Origin of the sequence: Streptomyces kanasensis, assembly GCF_043077165.1 — a bacterium.
GTDB classification, from domain to species: Bacteria; Actinomycetota; Actinomycetes; order Streptomycetales; family Streptomycetaceae; genus Streptomyces; species Streptomyces changanensis.
Map to the genome: position 1 here is coordinate 274,144 of NZ_JBIBSF010000011.1, position 16,104 is coordinate 290,247.

The window sequence follows — 16,104 nt, forward strand, 5'->3', positions numbered from 1 at the left end:
CCGCCCGGCTTGGCGTCCGCCCGCGTTCGTCACCGTGTCCGGCTTGGCGTCCGCCCGCGTTCGTCACCGTGTCAGGCCCGATCCCGGCTCGTGTCGGGTATCGCGTCCGGCCCGCATTCGCCGTCGAGTCCGAAGGGTAGAGCAGTGTCCACCTCGCAAGTCGTCCCGTACGACCCCCGGTCGGTTCCGCTCGGCCGGCGGCTGGTGACCCGGCTGGTCGTCGTCTGCGCCCACGTCCTCGCACGCCGGTCCCCGGCCGGTATCCGCGACGTACTGCGGCGGCTGCGCAAGGGCGCCCGGCCGGCGACGCTCGCCGAGGCCGCCCGTGCCCGCGAGACCGTCCTGGCCGTCAGCCTGGCCGCCGGAGGGCAACAGGGCTGCCTCGCCCGGTCGCTGGCCACCGTACTGCTGTGCCGCCTGCGCGGTCAGTGGCCGACCTGGTGCGTCGGCGTGCGCACCCAGCCGCCGTTCGCCGCGCACGCCTGGGTGGAGGCCGAGGGGGTCCTCGTCGGCGAAGGAGCCCCGGCCGACTACTTCCAGCGGTTCTTCACGGTGGACTGAACACAGGTGGCCTCCTCCCCGTACTTCGCGGAGCCTCCCCTCCGACCGCCCGCGCCCGGGCCGACGGACCGCCGCACACAGCCGCCACCCGCCGGGGAGGAGCCCCCCGTACCACCGAAGCACGGCCCGAGCGACTCCCCAGCGGCAGCCGGCGCACGCCCCGGGACAGCCGTACGCGACGAGCGGACGCGCCCCTGGCTCGTCCTCGCCCACCTGCGGCCGCACCGCCCCGGCATCCTCCTGGGCAGCGCGCTGTCCCTGGCGGGAAGCCTGCTGGCGCTCGCCCAGCCGCTGGTGGCCAAGCAGATGGTGGACGCCCTGGACCGCGGGCGCCCCGCGGTCGGCGCGCTGGTCCTGCTCAGTGCCCTGGTCGTCGCCGGCGCCGCTACCGCCGCACTGGGCCAGTACGTGCTGGAGCGCACCGCCGAGTCGGTCGCCTGCACGGCGCGCCGGCGCCTGTCGGAGCGCCTCCTGCGCCTGCGTCTGCCCGAGCTCAACCGCACCGAGCCGGGTGAGCTGATCTCCCGGGTGACGTCCGACACCACGGTGCTGCGCCAGGTCGCCACCCGCTCGATCGCCTCAGCGGGCAGCGGCCTGCTGGTCATGGTGGCGACGCTGGCCCTCATGGCGCTGCTGGATCCGGTGCTCCTGACCATCACACTGGTCACCATCGCGCTGATCGGCGGGACCGTCGCCGCAGCCGTCCCCCACATCGCCCGGGCCGCCCGCCAGGCCCAGGAGGCGGTCGGCCGCATGGGCTCCCTGCTCGAACGCACCCTGGGCGCCTTGCGCACCATCAAGGCGTCCGGTGCCGAGGGCCGGGAGACGGCCGGCCTGCACCAGGCGGCCGAGGACGCCCGTCGAGCCGGCACCCGGGCCGCCCGGTGGCAGGCCCTGTCGGCCACCACCTCCACCGTCGCCGTACAACTGTCCTTCCTCGTCGTACTGGGCGTCGGCGGAGCGCGCGTGGCGACCGGGGCCATCACCGTGTCGACCCTCGTCGCCTTCCTCCTCTACGTCTTCGCCCTCGCCCCCCGCGTGGGACAACTGGTCGAGGCAGTCGGTCTGTTGCAGGCGGGATCGGCCGCCGCCGCGCGTATCGGCGAGGTCCACTCCATGGACACCGAGCCGGCCGGTCCGCCTCAGGCCCCGGCCACCACGCCGGAGCCCCACCGGCCGGTCGGCGTCGTCTTCCAGGGTGTGCGCTTCTCCTACGGCCCCCAGGCCCCGCCCGTGCACGAGGACGTGACGTTCACCGTGCCACCGAAGACCACCACGGCCCTGGTCGGCCCGTCCGGAGCGGGCAAGACCACCGTCTTCTCCCTACTCGAACGCTTCTACCAACCGGACCGTGGCCGCATCCTCCTCGACGGCGAGGACATCGCGCGGCTCCCGCTGTCCCGACTACGCGCCCTCATCGGGTACGTCGAACAGGACTCACCGATCCTGTCCGGCACCCTGCGGGACAACCTCCTCCTCAGCGCTCCCGATGCCGATGCGGCGCAGGTGCGCGACGTCCTGCGCCGCACCCGCCTGGACTCCCTCGTGGCGCGCCTGCCCGACGGACTCGACACACCCATCGGCCACCGCGGCAGCACGCTGTCCGGTGGCGAACGGCAGAGAGTGGCCATCGCCCGCGCCCTCCTGCGCCGCCCGGGGCTTCTGCTGCTGGACGAGGCCACCTCCCAGCTCGACGCAGCCAACGAGGCCGCGCTGCACGAGACCCTCGCGGACATCAGCCGCACCACCACGATTCTGGTGATCGCCCACCGGCTGTCCACGGTGACCACGGCCGACCAGATCCTGCTGCTGGAATCCGGGCGGGTACGGGCCGCCGGCACCCACGCGCAGTTGCTCGCGACCGACGTCCTCTACCGTCGCCTGGCAGCCGCGCAACACCTCGCTTGACGGTCCGGTGCGGCAGGTCGCCCCCGGCGGGCGGGCCGCGGCGGGACCGTCCCGCGCCGCGCGCGGTCGTCCGCCGGAACGCGCCTTCTCGAAGGACTGTCGCCACAGCCCGGCGAGAGGGCCCGCACGTCGCCGTGTTCGGCGCAGGAGTGCCGAACGCGAAAGGGCCTGACCCGAGGCGGGTCCGCGCCGGCCACCGCCACTGTGCCCCGGGTGGGATCAGTGGGGTGGGAGGATGCCTTCTTCCTGGGCGACGTGGGAGCAGGCCATGGCCGCGGCCGTCATACCGAGTCGGTCGAGTACCTCGATGGATTCCAGCAGGATCCGGGCGTCGGCGTCGGCCATGGCGTTGCCGCAGCGGTCGCGTTCGGCGAGGTCCTCGGCGGTCGTGGCGGTGCGCAGTACGGTCACCCGGGCGGCCAGCACGTCGCGTGAGGCTTCCATGGCGGCGATGCCGCGCACGGCGCGGGCGATGTCTGCGTCAGTCAGCTCGTTCATGCCCTCCCAGACGGTGCCCGTCTGCCTCTCGTCACAGTGTCGTCCCTGCCTGTGAGGGAGAACACTGCGACGCCGCACCGGCTCTTGCCCCGGGCGCCGTGCATCCGCCGCCGGGCGCGGTCGCCCCGTCGCTGCAGGGTTGTCCCCCCTCTCTTCGGCCGGAGCCCGGGGCCTTCGGTCCCCGGCCGGCTCCTGACTCTCGCTGCTGGCCCGGCCAGAGTCCAGCCTGTGGCCGCTCGTGCGCCGCCGGCCGGCCGCCGCTTCGAGCCGTGCCGGGTTTCTGCCTCGGCCAGGTGCTGCCGCGTGGCCGCTGCCCCGCCGCCCTGCTGTTGCGTCGTCGGGACGCCGCCGGCTGTGCGGTCGCTGTGTCACTCCCCGTCGTTGGGCCGGTCCGCCCGCCGCCCGCCGTTGCTCCTCGTCGCCCTGCCGAGTGTCGCCCCGTCCCGTGCCGCCATGTCCGCGTGTCGGGTGCATGCCGGCTCCCATGAAGTGGCGTGCCGTGTGTCCGCTGTGCCGCCGCCAGCCTGCCGTGCCCACTGTGCTTGCCGCTGTTCTGCCGGGCCGCGCTTGTGGCCAGCGCGGTTGCTGCTTCTCGGTCCGTCCGCCCCTGCGCTGGCCGGGTGCACCGCTGGGCCGCTTCCCGCCGTGTCCGTCCTGCTGCTCGCTGTCCGCCGCCGCGTCCCCAACCATCGCCGCGGCCGCGGTCCGGCCGCGGTCCGGCCGCGGTCCGGTTTCCGGGCGGTTTCTTGCCGCGGTTGCCCGGCGGGCTGCCGGCCGGGGTCCGGTCGCTGTGCCGTTCCCGACGGCGCGCCCCGTCACCCGCCGCCGCTCCGCGGCGTCTTGCGGCGCGCCACCACGCCCGTTCCCCGCCCGGTGGGCCGCGGCATCGCCGTGCCCGGCCGTCGTGGTAGCGGTCCACTTGTGTTGTTGGACTTGTGGGTCACCCTCCCCGCCGGCCGCCGGAATCGTCGACCACCTCAAGCCCGGCCCGGACGTCCTCGCGGCGCGCCCCGGCCGCGCCGCTGTTCCGCACTCCGCTGGGTGCCGTCGGGCAGTCGCCGACTTCCCGGCCGCCCCGCCGCCGCGCGTCACCATGCCCCCACCGCCAGCCCGCCGCACGGTGCTGACGGCTGTCCGGTCGGCTATGACGTCCACCCCGCCCGGGCGGGCCATCATCGCCTCCGATCTGCCTGATCTGCGCGAAATCCTCCAGGACGGGGTCAACTGCCTCTTGCGCCCGCCCGACGATCCGATCGCCTGGGCCGACGCCGTGGCGCACCTTGTCACCGACGCGGTCTTCGGACGCTCGCTCGCCGATGCGGTCCGCAAGCAGTTCCTCCACCGCCACACCTGGCGCCACCGGGCCAACCTGGTACTCGCGGGCCTCACGACCGGCGTGGCCGAGACGCGGTGAAGCCACAGCAGGAAGTCACAAAGCGACGCCACGATTCCCGCGCTCTGGGACGTCCGACCGGCTCAGGCACCAGCCCGTGGCCGCTGCCGGGTGAAAACCGCTGTCACACCCGGGCCCGGGACTTGGAGACCTCCTCTTCAAGCGCCTGGGCGACGACCTTCCGGTACCCGGCAGGTTGCCGCGGTACGGTCACTTTCCATACGCGCGCAGGAAGACGTCCACCGCAGAGTCTGCGCCAGTGTCCGGGGCGGCGTCAGGGCGGTACTCCAACGGGCCGGTGAGGAGCGAGAGGAAGTGCTCGGCGGCGAGCTCCGGGTCACACGCGCGCAGGCGGCCGGCGAGAGCCAGGCGGGCCAGGCGGTCAGCGAGGGCGGAACGTACCTGCAGGGCTGTGCGCTGGCGTACGCTCGCCGCCAGGTCGGGGAATTGAGCCGCCTGGGCAGAGGCCAACTGCCGCACAGCGCGAGCCTCTTCGGTGCAAAGCGCCTTCAGCAGGCCGTGGGCCACGGTCGTGAGTGACGCGCGTGGGTCGCTGTCCGGGGCCGCTTCGCGCAGCTGCTCGACGACGGCGAGGCTCTGCGCGCCGACTCGGTCGGCGGCGGCCTCTACGGCCTCGCGGTAGAGGGTCTCTTTGTCGTTCAGGTGACTGTAGACGGTCGGCTTTGCGACGCCCGCCTCCTGGGCGATCTCCTTCACGCACGCCTGGGCGTAGCCGTGTCGCGCAAATACCGCGAACGCGCCGTCCAGGATCGCCTGCCGCCGCTCGATCCGTCCACGGGCGGGACCCCCGCCCCCGGTTGACACTTCTGAACCCATGGGTCCAGTGTAGTGACTGAACTAACGAGAACGGATTTCTGAACCCGCTGGTTCACTACACGGGAGGGGTGGGAAAGGCATGATCGTCCACATGCTGCGCTTCACGTTCAAGGCGACTGCGACCGAGGAGGAGCGCGAGTACGTACTCGCGGTGATGCGGCGTACGGCTTCTGTCGAGTCGGTGTCGTTCTCGACGGTGGGTCAATGCCTCGGTGATTCCGACGGCTTCACCCACGCCTACTGCGTGGGCATCCCCGACCTGCCGGCCCTGCGACGCTACATGCACGACCCCGTTCACCTGGCCGGGGACCCGCAGATCACGCCCTACCTGGCCAGGATCGCCATCGGCCCGGACCTGTCCGACGACATGACGCCCACCCTGGCCCGGGACATCCTTGCCTTGCATGAGGAGAAGGTCGCGCTCTATCCGGAGTGGGCCGCCGAACTCGGCCCACTGCTGGCGGTCTGAAAGAGCCCACCGGCTCGAGTCCCTCGTGTGGTGGCGTCTGACCGCATCCCGCGTGACCCGCGGCTGCCGCGCCCGGCGCAGGGCAGGGAGGGGGTTGCACCGAGGGGTGGCTGAACCGTTGGCTGGACGGTTGCAGCGAGGTGCCCGTCAAAGGCGGCGCGGGCGCGAGCGCGGCCGCTTCCGGGAGCCCGACGCCGTCCTACACGGCGCCGAGCGACTGGGACGAGCCGGAGCGGTGGGCGGCGCTGCCGCGGGGGCAGCGCGGCAGCCAGGTCGGATACCCGCACACCGCCGAGGGCGCCGTGGCGATGATGGCAGCCGCCAACACCATGACCGTCGAGGGCGGGAAGTCGTCCGTCGACGAGCAGCTGCGCATCTACCACTCGTACTTCAGTACGGACGACCAGTCGGCCGAAGGTACCGAGGCGGTCGAGCGTCAAGCGACGGACACGGACAAGATGCTCGCCCGGCAGATGGGGGTGCGCGCCGGGCAGCCGCTGCCGTCCGGCGCCTACGTGCGCAGCCACATCGTCGGCTACAAGATCATCAAGAAGTCGGGGGACGAGGTCAGCGCGTGGCTGCTGGGCCGTGTGGTGCAGAAGAACGGCGAGAACGAGAAGGAGAGCGGCTCTTTCACACGCGTCCTGGCCGGTGCCCAGTGGCAGGGCGGCGACCGGAAGCTGACGACGACCGCCACGGAGCGCGCCCAGCGCGACGCCCAGATCGAGGGCAAGCCGCCGATGGCGGCGCCGGGCGACGTCATGTTCAACCGCGCGGAATGGACGGCCATCCGGGAGGCGTTGTGAGACGTCGGTCGACCGCGCTGCTGGCCCTGGTCGCGGTCTTCAGCCCATTGGCGCTGGCGCCACCCGCGGTCGAAGACTGGTCCGATCAGTAACGGCAACCAGCCGGCCTGCCGGACCAGCAGCGGCCCGGTCATGGGCGTCAACGGCAAGGTCGCCGGCGCCAGCGGGCTGACCGGCTCGCACCTGTTTCGGGGGGGCGCGGGGATGTGCGGTGCCGGCGCCGGTCGGGCCGCGCCTGTGGCTGCCGGTCCCTACCCCTCGGCTTGTCCGCCCCCTGCGCTGGCCGGGCACACCGCTGGGCCGCTTCCCGCCGTGTCCGCCCTGCCGCCGCAATCCGCCGCCGCGTCCCCAACGATCGTCGTTACCGCGCTCCGGCCGCGGTCCGGCTCCGGGCGGCCTCCTGCCGCGGTTGCCCGCCGGGCCGCCGGGCCGCTGTCGGTCGCCGTGCCGCTCCCCGGCGCCGGCCGACCCGCCGCCCGCCACCACTCGCACCCTGCCGCGCGCCACCACGTCCGCTCGCCGTCTGCATGCCGGTCGCTGTGCCGCGGCATTGCCGCTGCCGGGTCCAGCCGTCCCTGCCTCCGCCCCCGTGCGAGCCGCCGCCCCGGCCGTCACCGAAGCACCCCCGCGAGCCGCAGCCCCGCCCCCTACGAAGCCCCGAGCTGCAGCCCCGGCCCCTACGAAGTCCCGAGCCGCAGTTCCGTCCTGTCCGGCCGTGCCCGCAGGTCGCCCCGTCCCGTTCGGCCGCGCCCGGAGCCCCGGGGCCGGTCGGTCCCGGGGCTCCAGTCCCGCTCCACCTGCCCGCAGCCGACCCGGCCGGGGCGGCCGGTGTCAGGCGACGCTCAGGACGATCTTCCCGGTGGTGCGGCCCTGCTCGCCGATCTCGTGTGCCTTCGCGGCCTCGGCCAGCGGGACGACGGTCTCGACCACGGGCGTGAGCGCGCCCCGCTCGGCCAGAGCGGCGATCTCGCGCAGACCCAGGTGGTCGGGCTCGACCAGCATCCACACCGCCCGCACGTGGCCGGGGACGTCGGCGGGGACGTCGCCGGGGCCGGGCAGGGTGATCAGCCGGCCGCCCGGGCGCAGCACCGTCAGGGACCGCTCGGCGTTCTGGCCGCCGAGCCCGTCCAGCACCACCTCCACGTCCCCGACGGCGTCCTCGAAGCGGACCGTGCGGTAGTCGATAGCCTCGTCCGCGCCCAGCTGCCGCAGCAGGTCGTGCTTGCCGGCGCTGGCCGTGCCGATGACGTACGCGCCGCGGGCCTTGGCGATCTGCACGGCCAGGTGGCCGACCCCGCCGGCCGCCGCGTGCACCGGCACCCGCTCACCGGCGCGTACCCCGGCGGTGTCCACCAGGGCCTGCCAGGCGGTCAGCGCGGCCAGCGGCAGCGCCGCCGCCTGCACGTGGGTGAGGTTCGCCGGCTTGGGCGCGAGGTGGCGGGCCGGGGCGACGATGTACTCGGCGTAGGCGCCGGCCTGCCGCGGGAACAGCGGCATGCCGTACACCTCGTCCCCGGGGCGGAACATCCCCACGCCCGGTCCGACGGCCTCCACGGTGCCGGAGACGTCCCAGCCGACCGCCGGGACCTCGCCCCACTCGATCAGGGCCCCGCTGGCCCGGGTCTTGAAGTCCACCGGGTTCACACCGGCCGCGTGGACCCGCACCAGGACCTCGTTCAGTCCCGGCTCGGGCCGGGCGACCTCACGCTCCACGAGCACCTCCGGTCCGCCCCACTGCTCCACGACCACCGCACGCATGCTGTCCGCCTCACTCTTTTCCGTCTTGATCGGATACCGGCCGCCCGGGCCCTTCCCGGCGCGACGCAGTCCACGATCCGGCACCCGCCCCCACCATGGTGTTGGCCGTCTGGCCACTATGTGACAGGATCTGGCCATGAGCGAGATGCAGTGGCCGTGCACCGACCCCCGCCCCGACCCGAGCGCCGACGCGGCCGGGCGGCACCGCATCGCCGTCCTCGCCCTGCCCGGCGTCCCGCCCTTCGAACTCGGCATCCCCTCCCGCGTCTTCGGCAGCGTCCTGGACGCCGACTCACGCCCGCTGTACGAGGTCACCGTCTGCACCGCCGACGGCGCCCCGGTCCTCAGCGACGCCGGGTTCACCGTGCAGCCCGCGGCCGGTCCCGAGGCCCTGGCCGCCGCGGACACCGTGATCGTCCCGCCCACGCACGCCATGCCCGAGCTGGGCCGCGGCGGCCCGCTGCCGCCCGAGGTCACCGCGGCCATCGCCGGCATCCGGCCCGGCACCCGCCTGGTGTCCATCTGCACCGGCTCCTACGTCCTGGCCGCCGCGGGCCTCCTCGACGGCCGGCCCGCCACCACCCACTGGAACCTCGCCCCCGAGTTCCGCCGCGCCTACCCCCGCGTCAAGGTCGACGAGGAGGTCCTCTTCGTCGACGACGGCGACGTCCTGACCTCCGCGGGCGTCGCCGCCGGCGTCGACCTGTGCCTGCACATGATCCGCCGCGACCACGGCGCCGCCGCCGCCAACCGCGCCGCCCGCATGTGCGTCGTCCCGCCCTGGCGGGACGGCGGCCAGGCCCAGTACATCGACCGCCCGGTGCCCGAACCCACCGTCGCCACCACCACCGCCACCCGCGCCTGGGCCCTGGAACACCTCGGCGAACCCCTCTCCCTGAACCGCCTGGCCGAACACGCCCGGATGAGCCTGCGCTCCTTCACCCGCCGCTTCCGCGACGAGGTCGGCATGACCCCCGTGCAGTGGCTCACCGCGCAACGCCTGGAATTGGCCAAGCAGTTGCTGGAGACCACCGACCTGTCCATCGACCTGGTCGCCCACCGCTGTGGCTTCGGCTCCGCCAACTCCCTGCGCGCCCACATGCGCACCGCCTTCGGTGTCTCACCCGCCTCCTACCGCCGCACCTTCCATACCGACGACCTGGTGGAAGCGGGCGGCTGAGGACACATCAGCGCCGCACACACCCGCTCCGCGCGCCGGCCGGGATCCGCCCGATCATCCGCTGACGGCCTGCCACTCGGTCGGGTGAAGACACGGCAGCGGCGGAACTCTCCCGGCGTGACCGGGCGTAGTGCCGTACATGGACCCGATCCACGAGACGCACGTGAGCGAGCCGGGCCTGGTCGTCGTCGACGTCGCGGCCGCCGACGAAGCCACCGCCCTGGCCTGCCAGCAGCTGCTCGCCGACCGGTGGGCGACGGCCACAGCGGAGCAGACGACGCGGGATGCCGGTCAGCCCGGCGTACGGCTGCGCTGCTACCTGGACCTGCGCCGGCAGCTCACCGCGACCGCCGTGGTCGGCCCGACCATGGAGCCGACCACGGCCCGCGCCCTGACTCATGACAGGGCGCCGCTTTCGCCGAACAGCGGCACATCCTGGACGTCGACGTCCGCGCGGATGCGGTGCGGGCGGGCCGGGCACCGCCACCGTCCGGCGCTGTCGCTGGCTTCCTGGCCGTCCGCTTACCGGCCGCGCGCTGCCGAGTGACCGATCCCCGGATTCCCCCGTGCCGGGCGCCTCGTCGCGCCGCGCTGCGCCGCGGGGGTGGTGTGGTGCTCTCTCAGGGGCCCGCTGCCGGGTCGCCGTGCGCGGTTGTCCCGCGCTCCCGGTCGCGCGGGCGGCCGGGTGGCTGCTGCTGCCCGGCTGCGTGTCGGTCGCCATCTCGCCGTCCGGTCTCTCGCCGCTGTGGCGTCCTGACTCTGCTGCAGCCGGCCGGTCACCGCTGTGCCGCCGCCGTTGCCCCGGTTGCCAGGGTTGCTGCCTCGCCGTTCTCCGGTTGCGCGCCGCGCGTCCGCATGGATCGCGGTCAGATGCTGCGCGCGCACGGCGGCCCGCTGCGCGTCCTTCCCCGGACCGCCCTTTCCGGCGGAGGTTGGCCATGTGGTGCCCGACCGGTACAGGCACGCCGTCGGCCGGATCCTTTCAGACGGCGTCCTGACGCGGGGCGGAGGTGTCCCATGGCCCGCCGGTAGGACCGCAGCGCGGCGAGCTTGTTCTCCCAGGCTTCCTCGCCCGACTCCCACACCATCCCGGCCTCCGGCGCGTCCAGCAGTAGCTTGCGCCGCTCCTCCAGCTCCCCGGCCCGCAGCGCCTTCCTCTGCTAGCACCGGCCAAGGGGGGAGTCCTTGGTGACGCCGACCTCGACCTCACCCTCGTAGGGCACGGCATGGAGGCCGGTGGTCTCGCCGAGACCCCGGGAGCCCGTCCGTTCGACGGCCGTGTGGTCAGGGCGCGTCGATGAGGATCCGGTCGGTGGGCGCGAGCGCGGCGGTTGCACTCGCGTAGGCGGACTGTACGCGGGAGCGCTCGGTGGTGTTCGGCGTGGCGTTGGTGCAGGCCGTGCCGGCGCTCGACCCCGACATCAGCTGTGAGCAGGGGCCGGGCTTGGTGTCCGGCAGGCCGAGGCTGTGCCCCAGCTCGTGAGCGGCGATCCGAGTCTTGTTGTAGCCCTGGTTCACGGCCTGGCTGCCGAGCTCGACGCGGACCTGACGGCCCGGACGGACAGGGCCGAGCGTGGCCTGTGGCCAGCCCGTGGTGGCGACGATCACGATCTCGGCCGCGGTGCCGGGTGCTGCTTCCACCAGACGGACGTTGCTCACGTTCGCGTTCCATGAGGCGACTCCGGCCGCGATCGCGGCCTCCCAGCCTGCGGCGCGGCTGTCGTCGTAGCGAAGGGTCACCGTTGCCGCCTGCGCGGTGGATGATTCACCCGCGGGAGCGGTGGCGGCGGTCGCGGCACCCGCCATGGCGAGGACGAGTGCTGTGGCGGAAACGCCTGCCTTGAGCCAAATGCCGAGGGGCATTGCTGCTCCTTCATCTGTGGGGGGATCCGGCCCCGGCGGGGCCGGGTGGTGCGCGAAGGAGCGGCACGGGTGGTCCGGTGAGGGCCGGACGCACCGTCGACCGCCCCTCCGGGGCGTTGTGATGGTATGCCCATCCATCCATGCAAGTCATGTACCTGACATGATGAATTCTCGTCAGAATCCCGTCAGCAGAGCCGCAGGAGCCCGAGCGCCAACCCCTGGAAGAACGGGCCGCGATGAGGCACCGGCCCGCTCGTCTGCGCAACCCGGCCGTGCCGCCGTCACCGCGCCGCCGCTCGTCCGCCGGTCTCGCCGCGCGTGTCCGCCGCCACCGGGCTGCCGCCGTCGGCGGCCGTGACGTTCCGTTTTCCGCTGAGACGCTGAGACGCTGAGCTCCGGTCCCGCGCCGGCTGTGCCCCGAGCCGTTCCGGCGCCACCGCGCCGTGCTGTCGCCGTCCGGCCGCCGTCCGCAATCCGGCTTCCTGCCGCAGGGTGCCTCGCCACCCGCGGTTGCCTGCCGGGCCGGCGCCCTGCTGTCCGGTCGCTGTCCGGTCGCTGTGTGTCGCTGCCCACCGTCCCGGCGCTTTCCCGGCCGTGCGCTTGTGTGAGTGGGTGGTGGGGTGGCAGTGGGTGGGCGTCAGCGGGATCGCGGTGTTGATGTCCTGGTAGTGGGTGTGGGGCGGGGTTGTGGTCGCTGTCATGGGGTGACCAAGCGGCTGTTGTGGGGCGGTTAGCAGGTCTGGTTGTCGGCTGTCATGGGTTTCGCTGTTCCTATCAAGCCCTGCGCATCACGGGCGCCAGCTGCGATGTGCCGGTTTGGTGTCAGTGGGTGGGTGTCAGTGACGGCTTGTCAGACCAGGGTGTTTTTCGCTGATCGGGTGTTGAGGAAGGGCGCGGTCACTGCTGTGGGGTGGTGTCTGTAGCGGTACGGCTGTCACAGGCCGGTACACCCCACTCCGCTCCACTGCCTTGAGAACGGCACTTCTGATCCTTCCGAGGACTGCGCGGCGGCACGGTGGTCGGTGTCGGTTTTCCGCGGGCGGAAGGGTGTGGGTGTGGGGTGGGAGTCGGGCGCGTGGGGTGAGGTTACGGCGGGGCTGAGGGTGTCCCGGACGGTGCTGGTGGGACGGTTGCTGGAGCGCGAGGCGGCTGGGGCGTTGACCACGGCGCATGTGCGTGCGGGCGCCCAGGTCGGCGGGGTGCATGTGCGCACGGTGTGGCGGTGGCTGGAGGCGGCGCGGACCGAGGGCCGTGTGGAGAGCAGGCGGGCGGGAACGTGGCGGTGCTGCACCGGCATCTGAAGCAGACCGCCGCCTGCCACTGTGCTGCCACGGTGTCCTGCTGTGCTGGCCCCGTCCGCGCTGGGCGCTCCCGTCGGGCCGCCGTTCTGCCGCCGTTGTAGAGCGTCCTCCTGCCGCCCGTCTTGCCGCTTCGCCCGTCCTGCCGTTTCACCCGTGCCACTTTCGCGCCGCCGTCCCTGGCTGTCCGGCCATGCCGCCGCCGCTGTGCCCGTGCCGCTGCGGCGCCGTTGTGCTGCCGTCCGGCCGTGCTGTTGCGTGGCCGCCATTCCGTGTCCGTCGCCCTCCCGGCGCTGCCCGGCCGCCGTGACGCTATGCTTCCCGGTCGCGCGCCGCTGTGCCGCCGCCGCTGTGCCGTCGCCGTGCTGGGGGTTCTGGCGGTGCTGCTGTGTGGCAGTGCTCCCGGTCGCCGCCGCGCTGTGCCGCCGCCGCTGTGCCGTCGTTGTCCCGTCGCTGCGGCGTCGCCGTCCTGTCGCCGTACCCCGCCGTCGGCCGCATCAGTGAGGCAGTGTGATTGTTCGACCCTGCCTGTGCCGCCGCGGCGTGGCGGTGCGTGGCCTTTCTTAGGAGTCGAGGTGGTGCTGCGGCTGCGCTGCGCGGTGGCCCCGGTTCTCGGTTGCGCGGTTCACGGCCCCGGCCGGACGGTCGCCGTTCCATCGCCACACCCCCACCGTCTACCCCCGCCGCACCTCGGCCTCCCGCCGTCCTCTGCTGTTGTTGGCCCGCCGCCGTGCCTCCGCCGGCTTGCGGGGCGCCCGGCAAGCCGCTCCTCGGCCTGGGTCGCCGCCGTGCCCCGCCCCTGTCGGCAGCGCGCCGCTGGCGTGCCCGTGCCAGCATTTGTGCCTTGGCTCTGCGGCAGCAATTACACCGCTGCGCCGCCGCCAGCGGACCGTTCCACCCGCGCGGTCACCGCCGTGCCGCCGCTGTCCTCTACGGCTGCTGTCCCGCCGCCGATCTTCGGTCGGACGCCGCGCGTCCGCTGTGCCGCCGCCAGCCCACCATCGAAATTGGCGCTGTCCTGCGGCCGGGCCGCGCCTGTGGCCGCCGGTCCATGCCTCTGGGCGCACTGGTCAGAGGACTCACCCCGCGCGGCCCCGCCCGACCTCGACCTGGAGCAGACGCGGAGAGACCTCGAAGCCATGACGGGAGTACGCCGAAACCGCCCGGTCGCTGGAGTGAACGGTCACCCGTTCAAGACCGAGATCCCTTGCCCAGGCCAGAACCGCCTTGATCAGTTCGCCTCCCATGCCTCGGTCACGCTCCTCGGGCACGACGTACGTGCACTGCAGGTCCCCCGAGATCCGCTCGAACGCGCGCGGATGCGGTACGCGCTGTGTGATCGCCAGCCACGCCATGCCGATCACAACGTCGTCGCGGACCATCACCATGCACCGATGCGAGGACTCGGTCTCCTGGGCCCATGCCATGAACCGGGGAACGAACTCGTCCAGCGTGGTGTCGGGTGTTCCGTAGAGCTCCTGCACCCACCGCCACCGCAACGCAGCGACAGCGGCTAGTTCATGGGGCTTGGCAGGGCGGTAAGCGATGTCATCCACGGCTTCATCCTGGCGCAGGTTCATCGGCACGACGGTCGCTTCCACCACTCCCGCACCATCAGGGCGGCGGCCCAATATCCCGCTTCGTTGCCCCAAGCCGCCGCTGTGTGACCGACGCCCAGCCACCGCCACGCCGCCGTCGGGCGGCGCTCGCGGCGCGTGTGAGTCCGGCCGCGGTCGTTTGCCGTCGGTGCCCCAGGCACCGCACCCGCTGTGCCGCCGTCCGATCTCCCGCCGCCGCTGGCAGGGGGCAGACTGAGCCCGCTGCCCGCTGCCCGCTGCCCGCTGCCCGCTGCCCGCTGCCCGCTGCCCGCTGCCCGCCGTCCCACAGCCGTCTCCCCGGCCGCGCGCCGCCCTCCGGGTCCCGCTGTCCCGTCGCGTCGTGGCTGCTTCCCGGCCGCGCGCCGCCTGTGGGTCTGGCCGCGCCGGGTCCGCTGTCTCGTCGCTGTCCGTCCAGTTGCCGTTCCCCGGCTGTGCCGCCGTTACCGCGCCGCCGTCCGTACGCCGGTCTCGCCGCGCGTGTCCGCTGCCACCGGGCTGCCGCCGCCGGGCGGCCGTGACGTTCCGTTTTCCGCTGAGCTCCGGTCCCGCGCCGGCCGTGCCCCGAGCCGTTCCGGCGCCACCGCGCCGTGCTGCCGCCGTGCTGTCGCCGTCCCGCCATCGTCCGCCACCACTGTCGGGCCGCCGGCCGCCGGCCGCCGGCCGCAGTCCGGCTTCCGGGCGGTCTCCTGCCGCGGGGGTGCCTCACCGCCGCGGTAGCCCGCCCGGCCGCCGCCCCGCTTCCCGGTCGCGCCGCCGGATAGCCCCCGTCGCGCACCGGCCGCTGTCGGTCTCCCACTCGCCGTCCGGTCTCCCGCCGCTTAGGCATCCCGACTCTGCTACGCCCGGCCGGCCGACCGCTGTGCCGCTGCGGTGGCCGCGGGGCCCGCCGGGTCGCCGTTCCGCCGCCGCTCTCTGGTTGCGCGCGCTCGTCCGCTGCTCGTGCCGCCGCCCGGTTCCCCGGCGGCTTCCTGCCGTGGGGCCTTGCCGCCGCGGTTGCCCGCCGGGGCCGCTGTCCATCCGCTCTGCCGTTCCCCGATGTTGCGCCGTCCTGCCAGGCGCGCCGCCGCTGCCCGCCCGCCGGGTCGCCCAGCCACCGGCCGTCCCGCCGCCGGGTCGCCCCGCCGCCCGCCGGAATCGTCGACCGCCTCGAGCCCGGCCCGGACGTCCTCGCGGCGCGCCCAGACCGCGCCGCCGTTCCGCCCCCCCGGCTGGGTGCCGTCGGGCAGCCGCCTGGCTTCCCGGCCGCCCCGCCGCCGCGCGTCACCATGCCCCCGCCGCCAGCCCGCCGTACCACCATGCTGACCGCTGTCCGACCGGCTATGACGCCCGCCGCCCGGGCTACCGCGCCCGGCGCCGCTCGTTGCCGTTCCCCGGGCCGCAACCCTGCGGCCCGGGGAGTGCCAGCTCCGTTGTCGGGCCGGTCGTTCACCGCCACCGCACTGCCACCGCGCCCGGTCCCGGCCGTACCGCCGCCGTTCCGGTTGCCCCGCGGCGGCGCTGGCTTCCGACGTCGTCCGGCACCGGTGCCGTTGTACGGCCGAGCCCGAGGGGGCCCGCTGTCCGACCTTCCTCCGAGGCGTGCCGCCGTTTTGCCGCCGGGCCTCGGCCGTCGTTCTGTCGCCGAGCCCCGGCCGTGCGCTGCCGGACTGCCGCCGGGCGGCGCCTCCAGGCCGGTGCCCCCTGCCGCCGCTCCCCAGCCGCACCGCCGCCGCTCTGTTGGTGGGCGTGTGTGGCTCCCGTCGCGCGGCCTCGTGTGCCGACCGCCATCGTCCTGCCGCTCCGGAGGCCCACCGCAGCGCCGTAACCGCAGGCGTCCGTGGTGACGGCAACCGATCCAGCTACGCCCACCGCATGCCGACCGCGGACAGCTGCTCGATCCGCTCGGGTGTCAGTGTCGCGGCCCGCGAGCGCTGGTTGCTGATCCATGCTCCGAGC

General features: G+C 74.0%; 13 protein-coding genes. 7 read left to right on the plus strand and 6 right to left on the minus strand.

The genetic code is table 11. The annotated features are described in order from the left end of the window. The first annotated feature begins 144 nt into the window (after nucleotides 1-144). Nucleotides 145-561 (plus strand): lasso peptide biosynthesis B2 protein, encoded by a 417-nt coding sequence (locus tag ACF053_RS26145; protein ID WP_345491812.1) that lies wholly within the window; start codon nucleotides 145-147, stop codon nucleotides 559-561. A 213-nt stretch (nucleotides 562-774) separates the two neighbouring features. Further along, nucleotides 775-2,469, plus strand: coding sequence for an ABC transporter ATP-binding protein (locus tag ACF053_RS26150; protein WP_391956236.1), 1,695 nt, complete (start codon nucleotides 775-777; stop codon nucleotides 2,467-2,469). A gap of 219 nt (nucleotides 2,470-2,688) precedes the next feature. Here ACF053_RS26150 and ACF053_RS26155 read toward each other — a convergent pair whose 3' ends face one another. Continuing rightward, nucleotides 2,689-2,967 carry a hypothetical protein gene (locus tag ACF053_RS26155; RefSeq protein WP_391956213.1) on the minus strand — a complete coding sequence of 93 codons (279 nt, stop codon included), beginning with the start codon at nucleotides 2,965-2,967 and terminating at the stop codon, nucleotides 2,689-2,691. A gap of 1,144 nt (nucleotides 2,968-4,111) precedes the next feature. Between ACF053_RS26155 and ACF053_RS26160 the strand changes: the two genes are divergently transcribed. Beyond that, a complete protein-coding gene (locus ACF053_RS26160; protein ID WP_391956214.1) occupies nucleotides 4,112-4,381 on the plus strand; it encodes a glycosyltransferase in 270 nt (89 codons plus the stop codon). Nucleotides 4,382-4,570: 189 nt separating this feature from the next. Here ACF053_RS26160 and ACF053_RS26165 read toward each other — a convergent pair whose 3' ends face one another. Then, complete coding sequence (locus tag ACF053_RS26165; RefSeq protein ID WP_391956215.1) at nucleotides 4,571-5,197, minus strand: TetR/AcrR family transcriptional regulator; 627 nt, start codon at nucleotides 5,195-5,197, stop codon at nucleotides 4,571-4,573. Between the two features lie 79 nt (nucleotides 5,198-5,276). On the opposite strand from ACF053_RS26165, the gene ACF053_RS26170 reads away from it, so the two are divergent. After that, the gene (locus tag ACF053_RS26170) at nucleotides 5,277-5,666 is read left to right on the plus strand and encodes a Dabb family protein (RefSeq protein ID WP_391956216.1); all 390 of its coding nucleotides are present in this window, start codon (nucleotides 5,277-5,279) and stop codon (nucleotides 5,664-5,666) included. A gap of 140 nt (nucleotides 5,667-5,806) precedes the next feature. Further along, nucleotides 5,807-6,472, plus strand: a complete 666-nt coding sequence (locus tag ACF053_RS26175; protein ID WP_391956217.1) for a hypothetical protein — start codon at nucleotides 5,807-5,809, stop codon at nucleotides 6,470-6,472. Nucleotides 6,473-7,303: 831 nt separating this feature from the next. Here ACF053_RS26175 and ACF053_RS26180 read toward each other — a convergent pair. Beyond that, entirely contained in the window at nucleotides 7,304-8,230 is a 927-nt protein-coding gene (locus ACF053_RS26180) for an NADP-dependent oxidoreductase (RefSeq protein ID WP_391956218.1), read from the minus strand. A gap of 136 nt (nucleotides 8,231-8,366) precedes the next feature. Here ACF053_RS26180 and ACF053_RS26185 point away from each other — a divergent pair, with 136 nt between their 5' ends. Further along, complete coding sequence (locus tag ACF053_RS26185) at nucleotides 8,367-9,410, plus strand: GlxA family transcriptional regulator (protein ID WP_391956219.1); 1,044 nt, start codon at nucleotides 8,367-8,369, stop codon at nucleotides 9,408-9,410. Between the two features lie 139 nt (nucleotides 9,411-9,549). Then, entirely contained in the window at nucleotides 9,550-9,957 is a 408-nt protein-coding gene (locus tag ACF053_RS30270; protein ID WP_449336543.1) for a DUF6207 family protein, read from the plus strand. Between the two features lie 737 nt (nucleotides 9,958-10,694). Here the strand turns inward: ACF053_RS30270 and ACF053_RS26200 are convergent. The 3 genes from ACF053_RS26200 to ACF053_RS26210 all read right to left on the minus strand — a co-directional run bounded on the left by ACF053_RS26200 (nucleotide 10,695) and on the right by ACF053_RS26210 (nucleotide 16,091). Continuing rightward, entirely contained in the window at nucleotides 10,695-11,273 is a 579-nt protein-coding gene (locus ACF053_RS26200; protein ID WP_391956220.1) for a snapalysin family zinc-dependent metalloprotease, read from the minus strand. A 2,377-nt stretch (nucleotides 11,274-13,650) separates the two neighbouring features. Further along, complete coding sequence (locus ACF053_RS26205) at nucleotides 13,651-14,175, minus strand: GNAT family N-acetyltransferase (protein WP_391956221.1); 525 nt, start codon at nucleotides 14,173-14,175, stop codon at nucleotides 13,651-13,653. A gap of 1,832 nt (nucleotides 14,176-16,007) precedes the next feature. Beyond that, nucleotides 16,008-16,091, minus strand: coding sequence for a hypothetical protein (locus ACF053_RS26210; RefSeq protein ID WP_391956238.1), 84 nt, complete (start codon nucleotides 16,089-16,091; stop codon nucleotides 16,008-16,010). Nucleotides 16,092-16,104: the final 13 nt, after the last annotated feature.